Origin of the sequence: Paraburkholderia sp. BL27I4N3, assembly GCF_003386115.1 — a bacterium.
In the GTDB taxonomy this organism is placed as follows: Bacteria; Pseudomonadota; Gammaproteobacteria; order Burkholderiales; family Burkholderiaceae; genus Paraburkholderia.
Genome location: NZ_QREJ01000001.1, coordinates 4457141 through 4473302, shown reverse-complemented (window position 1 = coordinate 4473302; position 16162 = coordinate 4457141). Strand labels below are relative to the sequence as shown.

Genomic DNA, 16162 nt, shown 5'->3' with positions numbered 1-16162 from the left:
GGGTTCAGCCCGCAATCACTGCTGCGCGACGAACTCGATGCGGCGATTGGCAAAGCGGCCGCTCGCCGTGTCGTTGCTCGCCACCGGACGCGTTTGGCCATAGCCTTGCGCCAACAGCGAATCAGCCGGCACGCCTGTCTTGACGAGGTAGGCGCGCACCGCTTCGGCACGTTGCTTCGACAATTGCAGATTCGCGCCTTCGCCGCCGACGTTGTCCGAATAGCCCGCCACTTCCAGACGCGCAGTCTTGCCGTTGCCGGCGCAGGCGTTCAGCACGCGCGCCGACTGCTTCAGATCATCCACCGCCGAAGCCGGTACATGCGCGCTGGCGCTCGCGAAGTTGATCACCTGCAGGTTCAGCACCTTGACCACATCCGCTGCGGCGCACGAGCTATCCGGCGTGAGCAGGTTCTTGATCGCGCTGCGGAAGTTATCGTTGGCATCGGCGACGGCGTGGGCGACGTCGAACGAACCGATCTGATACGACGTGCCGAACAGCGACTTCAGCTTGTCGAGCCAGCCGAGCTTCTTGTCCGCGGCAGCGCCGCTCAGTTCGATGTGCGTGCCGACCACTTTCACTTCCGCGCCAGGCAGCGAAAGCAACGGCAACAGACTGTCGAAATGCGCCAGCCAGTCGGCCGGTTTCGTGGCCGGATCGACCGTGATGTTGGGCACGAAGTTGTATTGACCGAGACGCTTCGTCAGCTGATCGATCAGCAGCGTCTTTTCAGCTTCGCTGCCCACCGTGGCGGTCAGCGTGGGTTTGCCGGCTGAGTCGACGGTGAAGCTGAGCTGGCTGTCCTGAGTCGGCGCGAGTGCGGCGGCGGGTTGCTGCGCGTCGCTCGCCGAACTGGCGGGCGCTGCGGCGCTGGCGGCGGGAGCCGACGCCGCCACGTCGCTGGCGGCCGCCGCAGCGGCCGACGCCTGAACAGGCGCCGAAGCCGGTTGCACGCTAACCGCTGCTTCGGAACTGTTGTGCCCTGCGGCGCGGCTGGCGTTCTGCTCACTCTGGCAGCCACGCAAAAACAGAAACGCCAGCACCGCCGCGATTGCCGCGAGCAGCCACCACAGCCACGTGTGCGAACGGCGTTCTTCGCGCACCACGGCGCCCGCGGGCACGTGAATGGTCGACAAGGCGTCCGCGACCGGCTTCGCCGCGGGCGTCGGATGATCGATGTGTGACGAAACAGCCTTCAGTTGCGCCAGAATGTTGCCGGCAAACGCGCCGACGCCGCCCAGACCGAGCGCGGCCATCAGGCGGTCGTTCAGATAAGGTGCAATGACCGGCAGCTGATGGCCCAGCAGCGTAGGCAGTTGTCCGGCGTTGCCCTGACCTTCGAGACAATGGCGCTTCAGCAAGCCAAGCAGCGTTGCCCCGACGATGCCCGTCATGGCATGCGTGGCGTGCGCCGGTACGCCGGTTTGCGAGGCGACTTCGTCGCTCAGCGCGTCGACGCGGCGGTCCAGTGTTCTTTCGAGCAACTGCCGCCCGGTCATTTCCAGTCGGCTCAAGCCATTCGTGCTGTCGATCAGATGCGGCAGTTGTTCGGCGATATGGCCGTTCACTTCCGGCGAGAGGATCGTGGCGAACAGCGAACGCGCACCGTCGAGCGTCGCACCCTTTTGCATCAGACCGGCGACAAGCGTCGGCGCCGCGACGGACAGCACCTTTTGAGTCGCGTCCGCCGGTAGCCCCAGGCGCCCCGCTAGCTGCCGCACCACACCGTCCGTCATGGCGGACTGAATCAATTGAATTGCGTTGATGCTCATCGCTTCGCTTCCTTGAGTTCCCGAACGCGTCACCTGACGCGCTCCTTTTTGCGGCGCGATTATAGGTTTCGGGAAATCTCATAAACGAAACAACACAATTTATGACGAATTGGCAGACGTTCGCTCAAGTTGTCTTATATTTGGCGGCAAAATCTGACATCTCGCCGAGCGCACAGGCGGCCTTCGCCGCCATGCCAGCTCAACTGATCGGCGCCATCTGCAACTCCGCTTGCGGCTCGCAACGGGCCGCCGCGATCAGATCCGCCGCACGCTCGCCGATCATCACCGTCGGCGCATTGGTGTTGCCGCCGATCAGCGTCGGCATCACCGAAGCGTCGACGATCCGCAGCCCCGTGACGCCGCGCACCCGCAACTGCGGATCGACCACCGAGCGCGCGTCGCCGCCCATCCGGCACGTGGCAACCGGGTGATAGATCGTGTCGGCATGCTCGGCGATCGTGCGACGCAACTCCTCGTCCGACTGGCCAGGGTGCGTGTACAACTCGCTGCCGCCGTGCAACGCAATCGAGGGCGCGTCGAGAATACGCCGCGCCATCCGCGCGCCGTCCACCAATAGATCGAGATCGCGCGGGTCGCTGAAGAAACGCGGGTCGATCACCGGCGCGGTGCGCGCATCTGCGCTCGCGAGCGTCACGGTGCCGCGGCTGTGCGGCCGCAACACGCACACGTGCAGCGAATATCCGTGACCCCAGTGCATGTGACGGTTGTGATCGTCGACGATGGCCGCGCAGAAATGCATTTGCAGATCCGGCCGGTCGAGCGTCGGCTTGCTCTTCAGAAAACCGCCCGCCTCCGCGACATTGCTCGACAGCATGCCACGCCCGTGCCGCATGAACGTGACGAACTGCGGCAGCATTCGCGCGATGCCGCGAATCGAAAAGCCGGTCGGCTCGATCGACGAAACCCGTTTGTTGATGGTGAAATCGACGTGGTCGATCAGATTCTGGCCGACCTCCGGCGCGTCGTGCAGCACCGAAATGCCAAGCGACTGCAGATGCGCAGCCGGTCCGATCCCCGAGCACATCAGCAGTTGCGGCGAATTGAATGCGCCTGCGGCAAGCACCACTTCCCCGCCTGCCTCGAGCGTTTCCGTGCGGCCGCCGCGCACGATCTCCACGCCGCTCGCGCGCTTGCCGTTGAAAGTGACGCGCAGCGCCGTCGCGTCGGCGATCGTATGCAGATTGGGACGCGCGCGGTCGTAGATATAGGCGTGCGCGACGCTGCAGCGGCGTCCGTCGCGCTGCGTCACCTGGTAGAAGCCGATCCCTTCCTGATCGGCGCCGTTGAAGTCGGCATTCGGCTTGTGGCCGGCTTCCATCGCTGCCTGCACGAAGCGCCGCGAAAACGGATTTTGATAGCGCAGATCGGCGACGGTCAGCGGGCCGCTGTCGCCATGCCATGCATCGGCGCCGCGCTGGTTGCCTTCGGCGCGGCGGAAATACGGCAGCACCTCCGCCCACGACCAGCCTTCGCAGCCCAGTTCCGCCCACTCGTCGTAATCGAGCGGATGGCCGCGCGTGTAAATCATCGCGTTGATCGCACTCGATCCGCCGAAGCCGCGCCCGCGCGGCTGATACCCTTGCCGTCCGCCGAGCCCAGGTTGCGGCGTGGTCAGATAACCGTAATTGGTCTTGAGTTTGTGCGGCACCACCGCCGCCACGCCGACCGGCATATTGACCAACAGATTGCGGTCCGTGTGCGGGCCCGCTTCGATCAGGGCGATCGTCGCGTCCGGGCAGCTATCCGCGAGACGGCTCGCCAGCGCGCAGCCGCCCGAGCCTGCACCGACGATGATGTAGTCGTATTGCATCCGCTCCTCCTGATGGGCCGCGTTGCTCGCACGCCCTGTCTCGTGCACACTTGTCTACGTGTGTTTCATCGGCATTGTAGGGAGCCTTCGGACGGTGCGGCGCCTCTACGGCAGAGCGATTCCTCTAAACGGAAGGGCCGCCGCGCCCCTATGATGAAAGACGCGCTAACGCCCGCCGGGCGGCTGCGCCCAGCATTCAAACGCGGCGTTGCACGCGCCGTCCTCTCAGCGCGCGGCATGACACGCGGCGATCAAACAGCGCGCTGCCGGCCGACGCCGGCGAGCATGCGTTGAACGGAGACAGCAGATGGAAAAGCACAGCTTCGGCCAGACTCACGAGGTGACCAATCAGGTCGCGCCGCTGGCGGACTACAACCTCTTTTCCAGCGACGCCGCGTTGTCCGCCGCCCTCGAACGTGACGGCGCCGGTTGGCATCGCGGTGCATTGCTGCGGCACGGCGCGGCGCTCACCACGCCCGAGACGCTCGCGCTCGCCGAACTGGCCAACCGTCACGAGCCCGAGCTTTTCACGCACAGTCCGCGCGGCGAGCGCATCGACGCGCTGGAGTTTCATCCTTCGTGGCACACGCTGCTCTCGCTGCTGCGCCGCGAAGGCCTGCACGCGCTGCCATTTTCCGATCCGCAACGCGGCGCGATGGTGGCGCGCTGCGCCGGTTACTTCCTGCATGCGCAAATCGAATCCGGTTCGCTCTGCCCGCTGACGATGACCTTCGCGAGCATCCCCGTGTTGCAACGCGAACCCGCGCTATTCGCGACGCTGCGCGACAAGCTCTACGCGCGCGAGCACGATTCGCGCGATCTGCCGCTCAAGCAGAAAACCTCCGCGATGATCGGCATGGGCATGACCGAAAAACAGGGCGGGTCGGACGTGCGCAGCAATCAGACGCGCGCCTACGCCACCGCCGGCAGCGGCTGCGGCGGCGCCTACCGGCTCGTCGGCCACAAATGGTTTTTCTCCGCGCCGCAGTGCGATGCGCATCTCGTGCTCGGCCGCACCGACGAACACGAAGGCCTGTCGTGCTTCTACGTCCCACGCTTCGCGCCGGACGGCCGCAAGAACAATGTGCAGATCCAGCGTCTGAAAGACAAGCTCGGCAATCGCTCGAATGCGAGCAGCGAAGTCGAATTCCTCGACGCGTTCGGCATCATGATCGGCGACGAGGGACGCGGCGTGCCGACCATCATCGAAATGGCGAATTACACGCGGCTCGATTGCGTGATCGGCAGTGCGGCGCTGATGCGCGCGGCGCTCGTGCAGGCAATTCACCACGCGCGTCATCGCAGTGCGTTCGGCCGCCATCTCGCCGATCAGCCGCTGATGCGCAACGTGCTCGCCGATCTGGCTCTGGAATCGGAAGCGGCGACGGTGCTGTTCATGCGTCTCGCGCGCGCGTTCGAGGAGTCCACCGACGCCGCTTCCACTTCGCTTGCCGAGCGCGCGTGGCGCCGTATCGTCACGCCCGCGGCGAAATACTGGGTCTGCAAGCGCGCGCTGGAATTCACCGGCGAGGCGATGGAAGTCTGGGGCGGCAATGGCTACGTCGAGACCGGTCCGATGGCGCGCTTCTACCGCGAAGCGCCGGTGAATTCGATCTGGGAAGGTTCCGGCAACGTCATGTGCCTCGACGTGTTACGCGCGATGGAGCGCGAGCCGGAAGCGGCGCAGGCGCTGTTCGCCGCGTGGCAAGCGGACGCGCAAGCGCATCCGGCATTGAGCGCCGCACTCGGCAAACTCGCCGCCACGCTCAACGGACCGGCCGAGCATCGCGAAGCTTCAGCGCGGCGGATCGCGCAGCAAGTCGTGCTGATCGCGCAGGCCACCTTGCTGCTCAAACACGCGCCTGGCGAAGTGGCCGAGGCGTTTATTGCCACGCGCCTCGCCGATGGCTGCGGCGAAAGCGGCCGCGTGTACGGCACGCTGCCGGCCACGTTCGATCACGCGGCGATCATCGAACGGGCATTTCCTGCCTGACGTTAAACACGCACGCTTGCAACACGCCGCGAAGCAGAGGCTGCGGAAGCACATCCAATAAAAGCGCGATTCGACGCGCAAATCCATCAGGGGGTGGACACACATGAAAAACGATCTGCCGGAGGTCGCCGCGCTCGAAGCGCTGCTGCGCGACCAGCGCCACGCTTATCTGCGCGCGCCGTATCCGTCGTGGGAGACGCGCGCCGCGCATCTGAAAACGCTGCGCAAAGTCATGCTCGACAATCGCGACGCGCTCGCCGAGGCGATGAACGCCGACTTCGGCAATCGCTCGAAACAGGAAGTGTTGCTCGCCGAATTCCTGCTGGTGAAGGAGGAAATCGACGGCGCGCTTAGACACGGCAAGCGCTGGATGAGATCGCAACGACGCAGCACCAACAAATGGCTGCTGCCCGCGCGAGCGAAGGTCGTGCCGCAGCCGCTCGGGGTGGTCGGCATCATCGTGCCGTGGAATTATCCGGTGCTGCTCGCAGTGGGACCGCTTGTCAGCGCGCTGACTGCCGGCAATCGCGCGATCATCAAGATGTCCGAACTGACGCCTCGCACCTCGGCGCTGTTCGAACAGTTGATCGGACAAACCTTCGCGCGCGATCACGTCGCGGTGGTGAACGGCGACGCCGCGCTGGCCGCCGCGTTCAGCGCGCAGCCCTTCGACCACCTGCTGTTCACCGGCTCGACCAAGGTCGGTCACGAGGTGATGCGAGCCGCCGCCGAGCATCTGACGCCGGTCACGCTCGAACTGGGCGGCAAGTCGCCCGCCATCATCGGCGCGCATGCGCGTTTCGACAACGCGGTGGACAACCTGGTCGCCGGCAAGACGCTCAACGCGGGGCAAACCTGTGTCGCGCCGGACTACGTGCTGGTGCCGCGCGGCAAGGAGCAGGCGTTCGTCGAACGGGCACGCGCGCGGATGGCGAAGATGTACCCGAACTTCGCCGGCAATCCGGATTACACGTCGATCATTTCGGCGCGCCACTTCGCGCGGCTGGAGCGTCTCGCCGACGAAGCCCAGGCCGCCGGCGCGCAACTGCACTCGCTCACCAACAGTTCGCCCGATGCAACGAGCCGCCGCTTCCCGCTGATCGCCGTCACCAACGCGCCGGACGAATGCGCGCTGATGCAGGAGGAAATCTTCGGGCCGCTGCTGCCTATCGTGTCCTACGACACGCTCGACGACGCGATCGCGTGGATCAACGCCCGGCCGCGTCCGCTCGCGCTATATCTGTACGCCGACGACGCCGCCACCATCGAACGCGTGACGCACGAAACCATCGCCGGCGGCATGGCGATCAACGAGACGCTGATGCATCTAGCGTGCGAGAGTCTGCCGTTCGGCGGGGTCGGCGCGAGCGGCATGGGCGCGTATCACGGCTACGAAGGTTTCGTGACGTTCTCGAAGATGAAGCCGGTGCTGACGCAGGCGCGTCTGAACGCCCGCGGATGGATTTCGCCGCCGTACGGCAAACGGGTCAACGCGCTGCTCAAACTGATGATGCGGTTCTGACGCTCAGCGCGTCGCCGGGCCGCCTTCGATTTCGGTGGCCACCACGTCGATGACATCCGGCGCGTCGGTGCTCGGGGCTGCCGGCGGCTCATTCTCGGCGCCGCTTTCCAGCCGATGCAGCCACGCGAGCATTTCCGCCACTGCCTGATAAAGCTGCGGCGGAATGCGCGCGTCGAGATCCACCTGCATCAGCAGGGAGACCATTTCGGGCGCTTCATGCACGTACAGGCCGGCTTCCTTGGCCCGCTGCACGATCATCTCGGCCAGCATGCCGTAGCCTTTGGCGATCACGCGCGGTGCCGGATCACTGCCTTGGGCGTCGTAGACGAGCGCGGCCGCGCTGCGGCGATGTTTGCGGCTCATCACATGTCCCAATCGAAATCGTCGAGGGGCGTGGCCGCGGTGCGACGGCGTCCGCCCGCGGTGCGGTTCGTTGCCGGGCCGGCCGCGCTGTTTGCACTGCCCGCATCGGCCGGACTGGCCGCCGAAGCCGACCGCGCATACGCCGACGCCGCCGCCTGAGCGGCTGCCGCGCCCGCGCCATTCGCGGCGGTGGCGGGCGCGCCGCCGCCGATCTCGCGAATCGTCAAGCCATTTAGCTGGATGCCCGCCGCCGCGAGCCGCTGGCGAAAGCTCTCGCCCTGCATCGCAAGCCGCGCGGCGCCGCCGGGACTCGCCTGCACGCGCGCGACGAGTCGCGTGCCGGTCAGCGTCAATTCCGCATCGACTGTACCGAGCGTCGGCAGCGATAGCGTCAGGCGGGTGCGCCACGGCTGGTCGTCCTCGCTTGCCGTGCCGCCGCCGCTGCGGTCCCATTCGTCGCCTTCCTGCTCGATGGTCCAGTCGAGCTTAGCGCCCGGCCATGCTTCGCCGGTCCAGCGAAACTGCCCGGTCGCGAGCAGGTCGAGCTGCTGACGCACCAACGGCACCGTCGCGGGATGAACCGCGGCGGCCATCGACTGTGCATTCTGCGAAGCGCCACCGTCGACGGTTTGCGCGGTCGCGCCGTGCAGGCTCGCGTGCGCGGGCTGGCCATTCAGATCGGACAGGGAACTGGCCAGCACCTCGCCGGCCACAAAACGCGCGGTTTGCGCGTTGGGGATCGACGTCATCCCGCGAGCGGTGGCGCCCGCGTCTTGCGCGCCACCGTTCGAGAACCCTTTCGGCGCCGCACCCGTGCCCTGCCGGGCGGACGGATTGGCGGGCGACGTTTCGCCGCTGTCGTTCGCCCAGTCGAGCGGCAGTTGCGCGGCAGCCGCGACGAGTTTGTTTTGCGCCTCGCCGGCGAGCGAAGCAGGCGAACGCTGGCCCGCCAGCCATTGCGCGAGATGCGCTTCATAAAAGAGTCCGCTATCGCCGACGGTCTGTTCAAGCGCGGCCGCAAGCGCCGCGACCGGCAGCTGTGCCGCCGCGACATTGTCGCTGGCCGCGGTGGCCGCGGCATTCGGATTGTCGGCGGATGCCGTGGCAGCCGTTGCAGCAGAAGACGTAGCGAACAGCGGCAACCCGCCTATTTCCACATCGAGCGCGGGCGCGGCCGGCCAGATCGGCGTCTGGCCGATCACGGCGGGCGTCGCCTCGCCGCCCGAGCGCACGATCGCATTGAGCGTGAGCGCGACGGCGGACAGCGCGGTTTGGGCGGAGGGCTGCGGCGCGGGCGTCTCAATGAGCGCCGGCATGGTCGGCGCGGTTTCGACGCCCGCCGTGCCGGCCTGTGAAGCGGCCGCACTGCCCGGCGCGATATTGAGCAGACTATCGATCCGGCTCGCGAGCACCGAAGCGACAGTCGTGTCGATCCCGTTCATGCCGATTCCTTGGTCACATTGGCGGCGTCGCGCTCAAATAAAGTCAGTCAGCCGGATAAATAGAGGCGCCTCTGAACGCGCGCGGCGCAACTCAGCGCGCGCCGTACAGTTCCTTGAGCACGCGTGTCGGCCGTCCGGCGAACAGCGCGGACAGATTGGCCATGCGCGGATTCGCCAGATCGCGGATCGCGGCGTCGTCGGCGAGTATCTGACGGATCAGCGCGTATTTGCGCAGACGCTCCGCTTCGTCGAGCTTCACGCCCGTTTCCGCGTCGCTCAACGCCTCGACCAGATGGCGGTATTCCTCCTGCAGGTGGACCAGATCGTTCCACAGCGCGCGCCGGGCAGCTATCAGCATGCGGCAGGAAATCGCTGCAATCGCCTCGTAACGGGCGAAGTATTCTGCGTTCGATGTCATCTCATGCTTTCCGCGGCGGGCTGGGCTGCCATCCGCGCGATCTCCGGGGCAATCCCGATCCATGCCTCTTCGAGTGTGGCCAGAAGACCATCCACCTCGACCAGCATCGCCTCGCTTTGTTTTATGTTGGCTTCGAGCAGCCGGCGCGACATATAGCTATACAGCGCGTTCAACCGCTCCGCAATCTCACCGCCCGCCTCGAGGTTGAGCGACTGCTGCAGCCCGCTTTCGACGATCTGAATCGCCTTGCCGACCGCCTCTCCGCGCGCCGACACATTGCCCTGCTGCAAATGCATGCGCGCCTGCGCGATCGCTTGCCTTGCGCCCTGATACAGCATCACGATCAGACGATGCGGACTCGCGCCCATCACCCCTGTCTCGACGCCGACGCGTGCGTACGCATTGGCTCCAGAGTGTCCTGGGGAAAACATCGGCGCTCCTCCTGTCTTGCACTGCGGTTGGTCGTGGCACCCCATCCGGGCACGTTGCGGCACCCGATTTTTGCCTGTACCTGGTTATCGGATAGGCAGCGGGAAAGCTTTAGGCCAGTGTAAGGAGGATTAAGGGGCCAAACGCCACAGCCCGCGCCGGGCACACGGTTCGCACGCGTTCGGGCGGCCGGATCAGCGTTGCCGCCCGACTCGCGTTCACACGGACATCTGCATGATGTCGTTATAGGCGGACACCAGCTTGTTGCGCACCTGCAGACCGAACTGGAAGCCCACGTTGGCCTTTTGCATGTCGACCATCACGTCGTTCAGCGACACGTTCGACGAGCCGAGCTCGAACGCCTGCGATTCACCGACCGCCTTGGTCTGATCGCCGCTGATCTTATCCAGCGAGGCTTTCAGTGCCGACGCAAAACCGGTGGGCGTCGCCGCGCCCGACGTGTCAGCGACCGAATTACTGCCGCCGGCCGCTTGCGCCGCCATCGACTGCATCTGTTGCAGCGCCGACGAAAGCGCGTTCACGGGGAAAGTCATGTTTTCTCCAGGGAAGGACGACCGGCATGCCAAACCGTACCGATCTGGATGAAAGCATAGCAGCGGGCCATACGGGAAAGCCCCGAAACTAGGGGGGAAACCCGGCTCTATTCAAGCAATCGGGTTGGGCCGCGCTGCGGATAATTTCAAGGGTGAAAGTCTCTGTCCGTGCGCCCGCCGACCCTCGGTGCGGTAGCGGGCAGAACGCAAAAGGCATCCCGGAGAAACCCGACGCATGGATTCGTCAGCCAACTCTTTGATCAACCCCGACGCCCGCATGGGCCTCGCTGGCGCGCAGCCTGGCGCCGGCGCGGCCGGTGCCGGCCAGGCCGGCGGCGCAGCAGACCTCGGCGGCCTGGGGAGCAACCTCGGCGGCAACTTCGGTCAGCGCCTGTCAGGCCTCGCGCAAATGCGCGGCAACCCGCGCGCTCCGCTGATATTCGCGGTGGCGCTGCTGGTCGCCGTGGTGGCGGGGCTGTTCCTGTGGTCGCGGGCGCCGGACTACAAGGTGCTGTACAGCAACCTGTCGGACCGCGACGGCGGCGCCATCATCACCGCGCTCCAGGCCGCCAACATCCCCTACAAGTTCTCCGACGCCGGCGGCGCGATCCTCGTGCCGGCCGAACAGGTGCATGAAATGCGTCTGCGTCTGGCCTCGCAAGGCTTGCCCAAGAGCGGCTCGGTCGGCTTCGAACTGATGGACAACCAGAAGTTCGGCATCAGCCAGTTCGCCGAGCAGATCAACTATCAGCGCGCGCTGGAAGGCGAACTGGAGCGCACGATCGAATCGATTTCGTCGGTGAAGTCGGCGCGCGTGCATCTGGCGATTCCGAAGCCTTCCGTGTTCGTGCGCGACAAGGAAGCGCCGTCCGCCTCCGTGCTGGTGAACCTCTACCCTGGCCGCGCGCTCGACGAAGGCCAGGTGATGGCGATCACGCACATGGTGTCGTCGGCGGTGCCGGATATGCCGGTGAAGGGCGTGACCATCCTCGATCAGGACGGCAACCTGTTGACGCAACCGTCCACCGGCAGCGGGCTCGACGCCTCGCAACTGAAGTATCGCCAGCAGATCGAGCGCAGCACCCAGCAGCGCATCGACGCGATCCTGGCGCCCCTGTTCGGCTCGGGCAACGCGCATTCACAGGTCAGCGCCGATATCGATTTCTCGCACAGCGAGCAGACCTCGGAAAACTACGGCCCGAACGGCAACCCGCAACAGGCGGCGATCCGCAGCCAGCAATCGAGCACCGCCACGGAAATGTCGCAAGGCGCGGCCTCGGGCGTGCCGGGCGCGCTGTCGAACCAGCCGCCGCAGCCCGCGTCGGCGCCGATCAACGCGCCCAACGGCGCGAGCGGTGTGACGACCACGCCGGTCAGCGATCGCAAGGACTCGACCACCAACTACGAACTCGACAAGACAGTGCGCCACCTCGAACAACCGATGGGCGGCATCAAGCGTCTGTCGGTGGCGGTGGTGGTGAACTATCTGCGTGTGGTCGACGCCAAGGGCCACGCCACGATGCAGCCGGTCACCGCCGACAAGCTCGCGCAGGTCAATCAGCTCGTGAAGGACGCGATGGGCTTCGACCAGGCACGCGGCGACTCGGTCAACGTGGTCAACAGCCCGTTCAGTACCGAAGTCGATCCGAACGCCGACTTGCCGTGGTGGCGCACGCCGGACATGATTGCGCTCGCCAAGCAGATCGCGACTTACCTCGGCATCGGCGCGGTCGCCCTGTTCCTCTACTTCGTGATGGTGAAGCCGGCGCTGCGCCGCGCCTTCCCGCCGCCGGAGCCGGCCGCCGTCGCGGCGCTGGCGTCGCCGGACGAACCGATCCTGCTGGACGGCATTCCCGCCGCCGAGCGCATGGGCGCAAATGGCACCAGCAGCAACGTCGCCGAACTGGAAACCGACAGCGAACTGCTCGCGCTCGAAAGCTCCAAGCACAAATATGAGCGGAACCTGGAATTCGCGCGCAACATCGCGCGCCAGGATCCGAAGATCGTTGCAACCGTCGTGAAAAATTGGGTGTCCGATGAGCGCTGAAGGCGTAATGAAGAGCGCGCTCCTGCTGATGTCGATCGGCGAGGAGGAAGCCGCGCAGGTGTTCAAGTTCCTCGGGCCGCGTGAAGTCCAGAAGATCGGCGTCGCGATGGCCGCACTGAAGAGCGTGACCCGCGAGCAGGTCGACGAAGTCCTGCAGGAGTTCGTGCGCGAGGCCGAGCAGCACACCGGCATGTCGCTGGATTCGAACGAGTACATCCGGTCGGTGCTGACCAAGGCGCTCGGCGACGACAAGGCCGGCGCGATCATCGACCGCATTCTGCAAGGCAGCGATACCAGCGGTATCGAAGGCCTGAAGTGGATGGATTCCGCGGCGGTCGCCGAACTCATCAAGAACGAGCATCCGCAGATCATCGCGACGATTCTCGTTCACCTGGACCGCGATCAGGCGTCGGAAATCGTCGCCTGCTTCACGGAACGGCTGCGCAATGACGTGCTGCTGCGGATCGCGACGCTCGACGGCATCCAGCCGGCCGCGCTGCGCGAACTCGACGATGTGCTGACCGGCCTCCTGTCCGGCAGCGACAACCTCAAGCGCAGCCCGATGGGCGGCATCCGCACCGCGGCGGAAATCCTCAACTTCATGTCGAGCAACCATGAAGAAGGCGTTATCGAGAACGTTCGTCAGTACGACGCGGAACTTGCGCAGAAGATCATTGATCAGATGTTTGTGTTCGAGAACCTGCTCGATCTGGAAGACCGCGCGATCCAGCTGTTGCTGAAGGAAGTCGAGTCCGAGGCGTTGATCATCTCGCTGAAGGGCGCGCCGCCCGCGCTGCGCCAGAAGTTCCTGTCGAACATGTCGCAGCGTGCGGCCGAACTGCTCGCCGAAGACCTCGACGCGCGCGGTCCGGTGCGCGTCTCCGAAGTCGAGACGCAGCAACGCCGCATCCTGCAGATCGTGCGCAACCTGGCCGAAGGCGGCCAGATCGTTCTAGGCGGCAAGGCCGAAGATGCATATGTCTGATCAGAACTCCGCAGCGAAGGAACGCCTCTCGGCCTACCAGCGCTGGGAGATGGCCTCGTTCGATCCGGTGCCGCCGGCACCGCCCGAACCCGAAGTCGACGACGGCGCGTTCGAAGCCGAACTCGAACGCCTGCGGGACGCCGCTCATGCGCAGGGCATCGCGTCCGGCCACGTGGCCGGTCAGGCGCTTGGCTATCAGGCCGGTTACGACCAAGGCCACGCGCAGGGTTTCGAGCAAGGCCAGAGCGAAGCGCGCGAAGAAGCCGCGCGGCTCGCGGCGCTGGCCGAAACCTTCAAGGCAGCGCTCGACGGCGCTCAAAGTGCGATTTCGGAGACGCTGGTCGCGCTCGCACTCGACATCGCGCAACAGGTGGTGCGCCAGCATGTACAGCACGATCCGACCGCACTGATCGCCGCCGCGCGTGAGGTGCTGGCCGCCGAGCCTACGCTGGTCGGCGCGCCGGCCTTGATCGTCAGTCCCGCCGATCTGCCGGTGGTCGAAGCCTATCTGATGGAAGAACTGCAAACGCGCGGCTGGACCGTGCGTACCGACCCGGCGGTGGAGCGCGGCGGCTGCCGCGCGCAAGCCAACACCGGCGAAGTGGACGCCGGCATCGACACCCGCTGGGAGCGCGTGGCTGCCGCCCTCGGCAAGGTGAGCACATGGTGAAGCCGACGCTCGAAGAAATCCGCGCCAGCGACCTGACGCCGCTAGAACGTGAACTGGCGCTGGCGTCGTTCGGCGCTGAAGCGCTCGCGGAAGAACCGGCGGCGGTGACGCCCGCTGCCGCTGCGGTCGCGGCAATTGAAGCCGCCTTGCGCGATCCGGCGCATGCCCATCCGACTACGGGCGCCGCAGCGAGCCGCGTTGCCGCCTCCGCGAGCCCCGCTTCCGCCGCGATCGCTCACCCGCCTTACGACCCCGCGCTCGACAGCAATCCGCACATGCAAGCGTGGCGCGGCCGCCTCGACGCGTTGCGCGCACGCAACGCGATCGCCAAGCCGATGCGCGCCTGCGGACGTCTCACGCGCGCCGCCGGCCTCGTGCTCGAAGCCGTGGGCCTGCGCCTCTCCGTGGGCGCCGAAGTGATGATCGAGCTGCCGCAAGGCAGCTCGCTGCCGATGGCCGAAGCCGAAGTGGTCGGCTTCTCCGGCGACAAGCTGTTTCTGATGCCGACCACCGAAGTGATCGGCCTCCTCCCCGGCGCGCGCGTTTTTCCGCTCGAAAGCGCGCCGATCGCCGATCCGATGGCGGGCGCCAAGCGCCTCCCGGTCGGTTGGGAATTGCTCGGCCGCGTGCTGGATGCGTCCGGCCGTCCGCTCGACGGACTCGGCCCGCTCGGCTCGCACGCCGACGCCCCGCTGTCCGCGCCGGTCATCAATCCGCTGAACCGCGAGCCGATTCACAAGGTGCTCGACGTCGGCGTGCGCGCCATCAACGCGTTGCTGACCGTGGGCCGTGGCCAGCGCATGGGGCTGTTCGCCGGTTCGGGCGTCGGTAAATCGGTCCTGCTCGGCACGATGGCGCGCTACACCAGCGCCGAAGTGATCGTGATCGGCCTGATCGGCGAACGCGGCCGCGAAGTGAAGGAATTCATCGAACAGATTCTCGGCGAGGAAGGCCTGGCGCGCTCCGTGGTGATCGCCGCGCCGGCCGACGTCTCGCCGCTGCTGCGCATGCAGGCCGCATCGTATTCGACCTCGCTCGCCGAATATTTCCGCGACCAGGGCAAGCACGTGCTGCTGCTGATGGATTCGCTGACCCGTTACGCAATGGCGCAGCGCGAGATCGCGCTCGCCGTGGGCGAGCCGCCGGCCACCAAGGGTTATCCGCCTTCGGTGTTCGCCAAGCTGCCGGCGCTCGTCGAGCGGACCGGCAACGGCCCGGCGGGCGGCGGCTCGATCACCGCGTTCTATACGGTGCTGACTGAAGGCGACGACCAGCAGGACCCGATCGCCGACTCCGCGCGGGCGATTCTGGACGGCCACATCGTGCTGTCGCGCTCGCTGGCTGAAGCCGGTCACTATCCGGCCATCGACATCGAAGCGTCGATTAGCCGGGCAATGACCGCGCTGATCGACGATAACCATCTGGACAAGACGCGTATGTTCAAGCAGATGCTGTCGCGCTACCAGCGCAACCGCGATCTGATCAACGTCGGCGCGTATTCGAGCGGGCGCGACGCGCTGCTCGACCGCGCCATCGCGCTGTATCCGCGGATGGAAGCATTTTTGCAGCAAGGTTTTCGCGAGTGCGCGAACTTTGAACCGAGTCTCGAGATGCTGGACGCGCTGTTTGCCCAAGGAGGCTGACGATGGCGAAACACTTTCCGATCAAGACACTTATCGGCCTTGCGCAGGACGATGTGGATGCCGCCGCGCAACGTCTGGGTCGCGCGCAACGCGAGCGCAACGACGTGCAGTCGCAGCTCGACGCGCTCGTCCAGTACCGCGACGAATATCACGCGCGCTTCACGGCAACGGCCCAGACCGGCATGCCTGCGGGCAACATGCGCAATTTCCAGGCATTCATCGACACGCTCGACGCCGCCATCGAGCAGCAGCGCAACCTGCTGGTGACGGCCAATGCGCGCGTCGAGGCCGCCAAGCCCGACTGGCAGCGTCAGAAGCAGAAGCTCGGCTCGTACGAAGTGCTGCAGGCGCGCGGCGAAGCAGCCGAAGCCAAAACCACGGCGCGGCGCGATCAGCGCGACGCCGACGAACACGCCGCCCGGATTCTAAGGATGCGCGCCGAAGGCGCCTGACGTGCATCAGGCGCACGGGCGCCGTCTCGATTGACTGAACACC

General features: G+C 66.0%; 14 protein-coding genes. 7 read left to right on the top strand and 7 right to left on the bottom strand.

Features of this window, described 5'->3' with window-relative positions; translation table 11 throughout:
* Window positions 1–15: 15 nt before the first annotated feature.
* Complete coding sequence (locus tag B0G71_RS20200; RefSeq protein WP_116143740.1) at window positions 16–1770, bottom strand: OmpA family protein; 1755 nt, start codon at window positions 1768–1770, stop codon at window positions 16–18.
* A 199-nt stretch (window positions 1771–1969) separates the two neighbouring features.
* Window positions 1970–3601: a GMC family oxidoreductase gene (locus tag B0G71_RS20195; RefSeq protein WP_116143738.1), complete on the bottom strand. Its 1632-nt coding sequence runs from the start codon at window positions 3599–3601 to the stop codon at window positions 1970–1972.
* 307 nt (window positions 3602–3908) lie between these two features.
* On the opposite strand from B0G71_RS20195, the gene B0G71_RS20190 reads away from it, so the two are divergent.
* Both B0G71_RS20190 and B0G71_RS20185 read left to right on the top strand, forming a co-directional pair.
* Complete coding sequence (locus B0G71_RS20190) at window positions 3909–5594, top strand: isovaleryl-CoA dehydrogenase (RefSeq protein ID WP_116143736.1); 1686 nt, start codon at window positions 3909–3911, stop codon at window positions 5592–5594.
* Between the two features lie 103 nt (window positions 5595–5697).
* On the top strand, window positions 5698–7116 hold the full coding sequence (locus B0G71_RS20185) for a coniferyl aldehyde dehydrogenase (protein ID WP_116143734.1): 1419 nt from the start codon (window positions 5698–5700) through the stop codon (window positions 7114–7116).
* Between the two features lie 3 nt (window positions 7117–7119).
* Here the strand turns inward: B0G71_RS20185 and B0G71_RS20180 are convergent, their stop codons facing one another.
* The 5 genes from B0G71_RS20180 to fliE all read right to left on the bottom strand — a co-directional run bounded on the left by B0G71_RS20180 (window position 7120) and on the right by fliE (window position 10322).
* Window positions 7120–7479: an EscU/YscU/HrcU family type III secretion system export apparatus switch protein gene (locus B0G71_RS20180; protein WP_116143732.1), complete on the bottom strand. Its 360-nt coding sequence runs from the start codon at window positions 7477–7479 to the stop codon at window positions 7120–7122.
* The gene (locus B0G71_RS20175; protein WP_116143730.1) at window positions 7479–8921 is read right to left on the bottom strand and encodes a flagellar hook-length control protein FliK; all 1443 of its coding nucleotides are present in this window, start codon (window positions 8919–8921) and stop codon (window positions 7479–7481) included. Before B0G71_RS20175 ends, B0G71_RS20180 begins: the two co-directional genes overlap by 1 nt.
* Window positions 8922–9012: 91 nt before the next feature.
* Window positions 9013–9339 (bottom strand): flagellar protein FliT, encoded by a 327-nt coding sequence (locus B0G71_RS20170; RefSeq protein WP_106284825.1) that lies wholly within the window; start codon window positions 9337–9339, stop codon window positions 9013–9015.
* Window positions 9336–9770: a flagellar export chaperone FliS gene (gene fliS, locus B0G71_RS20165; RefSeq protein ID WP_106284824.1), complete on the bottom strand. Its 435-nt coding sequence runs from the start codon at window positions 9768–9770 to the stop codon at window positions 9336–9338. The genes B0G71_RS20170 and fliS overlap by 4 nt, the downstream gene beginning before the upstream one ends.
* A 216-nt stretch (window positions 9771–9986) precedes the next feature.
* Window positions 9987–10322: a flagellar hook-basal body complex protein FliE gene (fliE, locus tag B0G71_RS20160; protein WP_106284823.1), complete on the bottom strand. Its 336-nt coding sequence runs from the start codon at window positions 10320–10322 to the stop codon at window positions 9987–9989.
* Between the two features lie 235 nt (window positions 10323–10557).
* On the opposite strand from fliE, the gene fliF reads away from it, so the two are divergent.
* From fliF to fliJ, 5 genes are read left to right on the top strand one after another with little or no spacing between them, the layout of a single operon-like run.
* Window positions 10558–12369 (top strand): flagellar basal-body MS-ring/collar protein FliF, encoded by a 1812-nt coding sequence (gene fliF, locus B0G71_RS20155; RefSeq protein ID WP_116143728.1) that lies wholly within the window; start codon window positions 10558–10560, stop codon window positions 12367–12369.
* Window positions 12359–13354 (top strand): flagellar motor switch protein FliG, encoded by a 996-nt coding sequence (gene fliG, locus B0G71_RS20150; RefSeq protein WP_007179928.1) that lies wholly within the window; start codon window positions 12359–12361, stop codon window positions 13352–13354. Before fliF ends, fliG begins: the two co-directional genes overlap by 11 nt.
* Window positions 13341–14024 carry a flagellar assembly protein FliH gene (gene fliH, locus B0G71_RS20145; protein WP_181916800.1) on the top strand — a complete coding sequence of 228 codons (684 nt, stop codon included), beginning with the start codon at window positions 13341–13343 and terminating at the stop codon, window positions 14022–14024. The genes fliG and fliH overlap by 14 nt, the downstream gene beginning before the upstream one ends.
* Window positions 14018–15667 carry a flagellar protein export ATPase FliI gene (gene fliI, locus B0G71_RS20140; RefSeq protein ID WP_116143724.1) on the top strand — a complete coding sequence of 550 codons (1650 nt, stop codon included), beginning with the start codon at window positions 14018–14020 and terminating at the stop codon, window positions 15665–15667. Before fliH ends, fliI begins: the two co-directional genes overlap by 7 nt.
* Before the next feature lie 2 nt (window positions 15668–15669).
* Window positions 15670–16119: a flagellar export protein FliJ gene (gene fliJ / locus B0G71_RS20135; protein ID WP_106284820.1), complete on the top strand. Its 450-nt coding sequence runs from the start codon at window positions 15670–15672 to the stop codon at window positions 16117–16119.
* Window positions 16120–16162 lie beyond the last annotated feature (43 nt).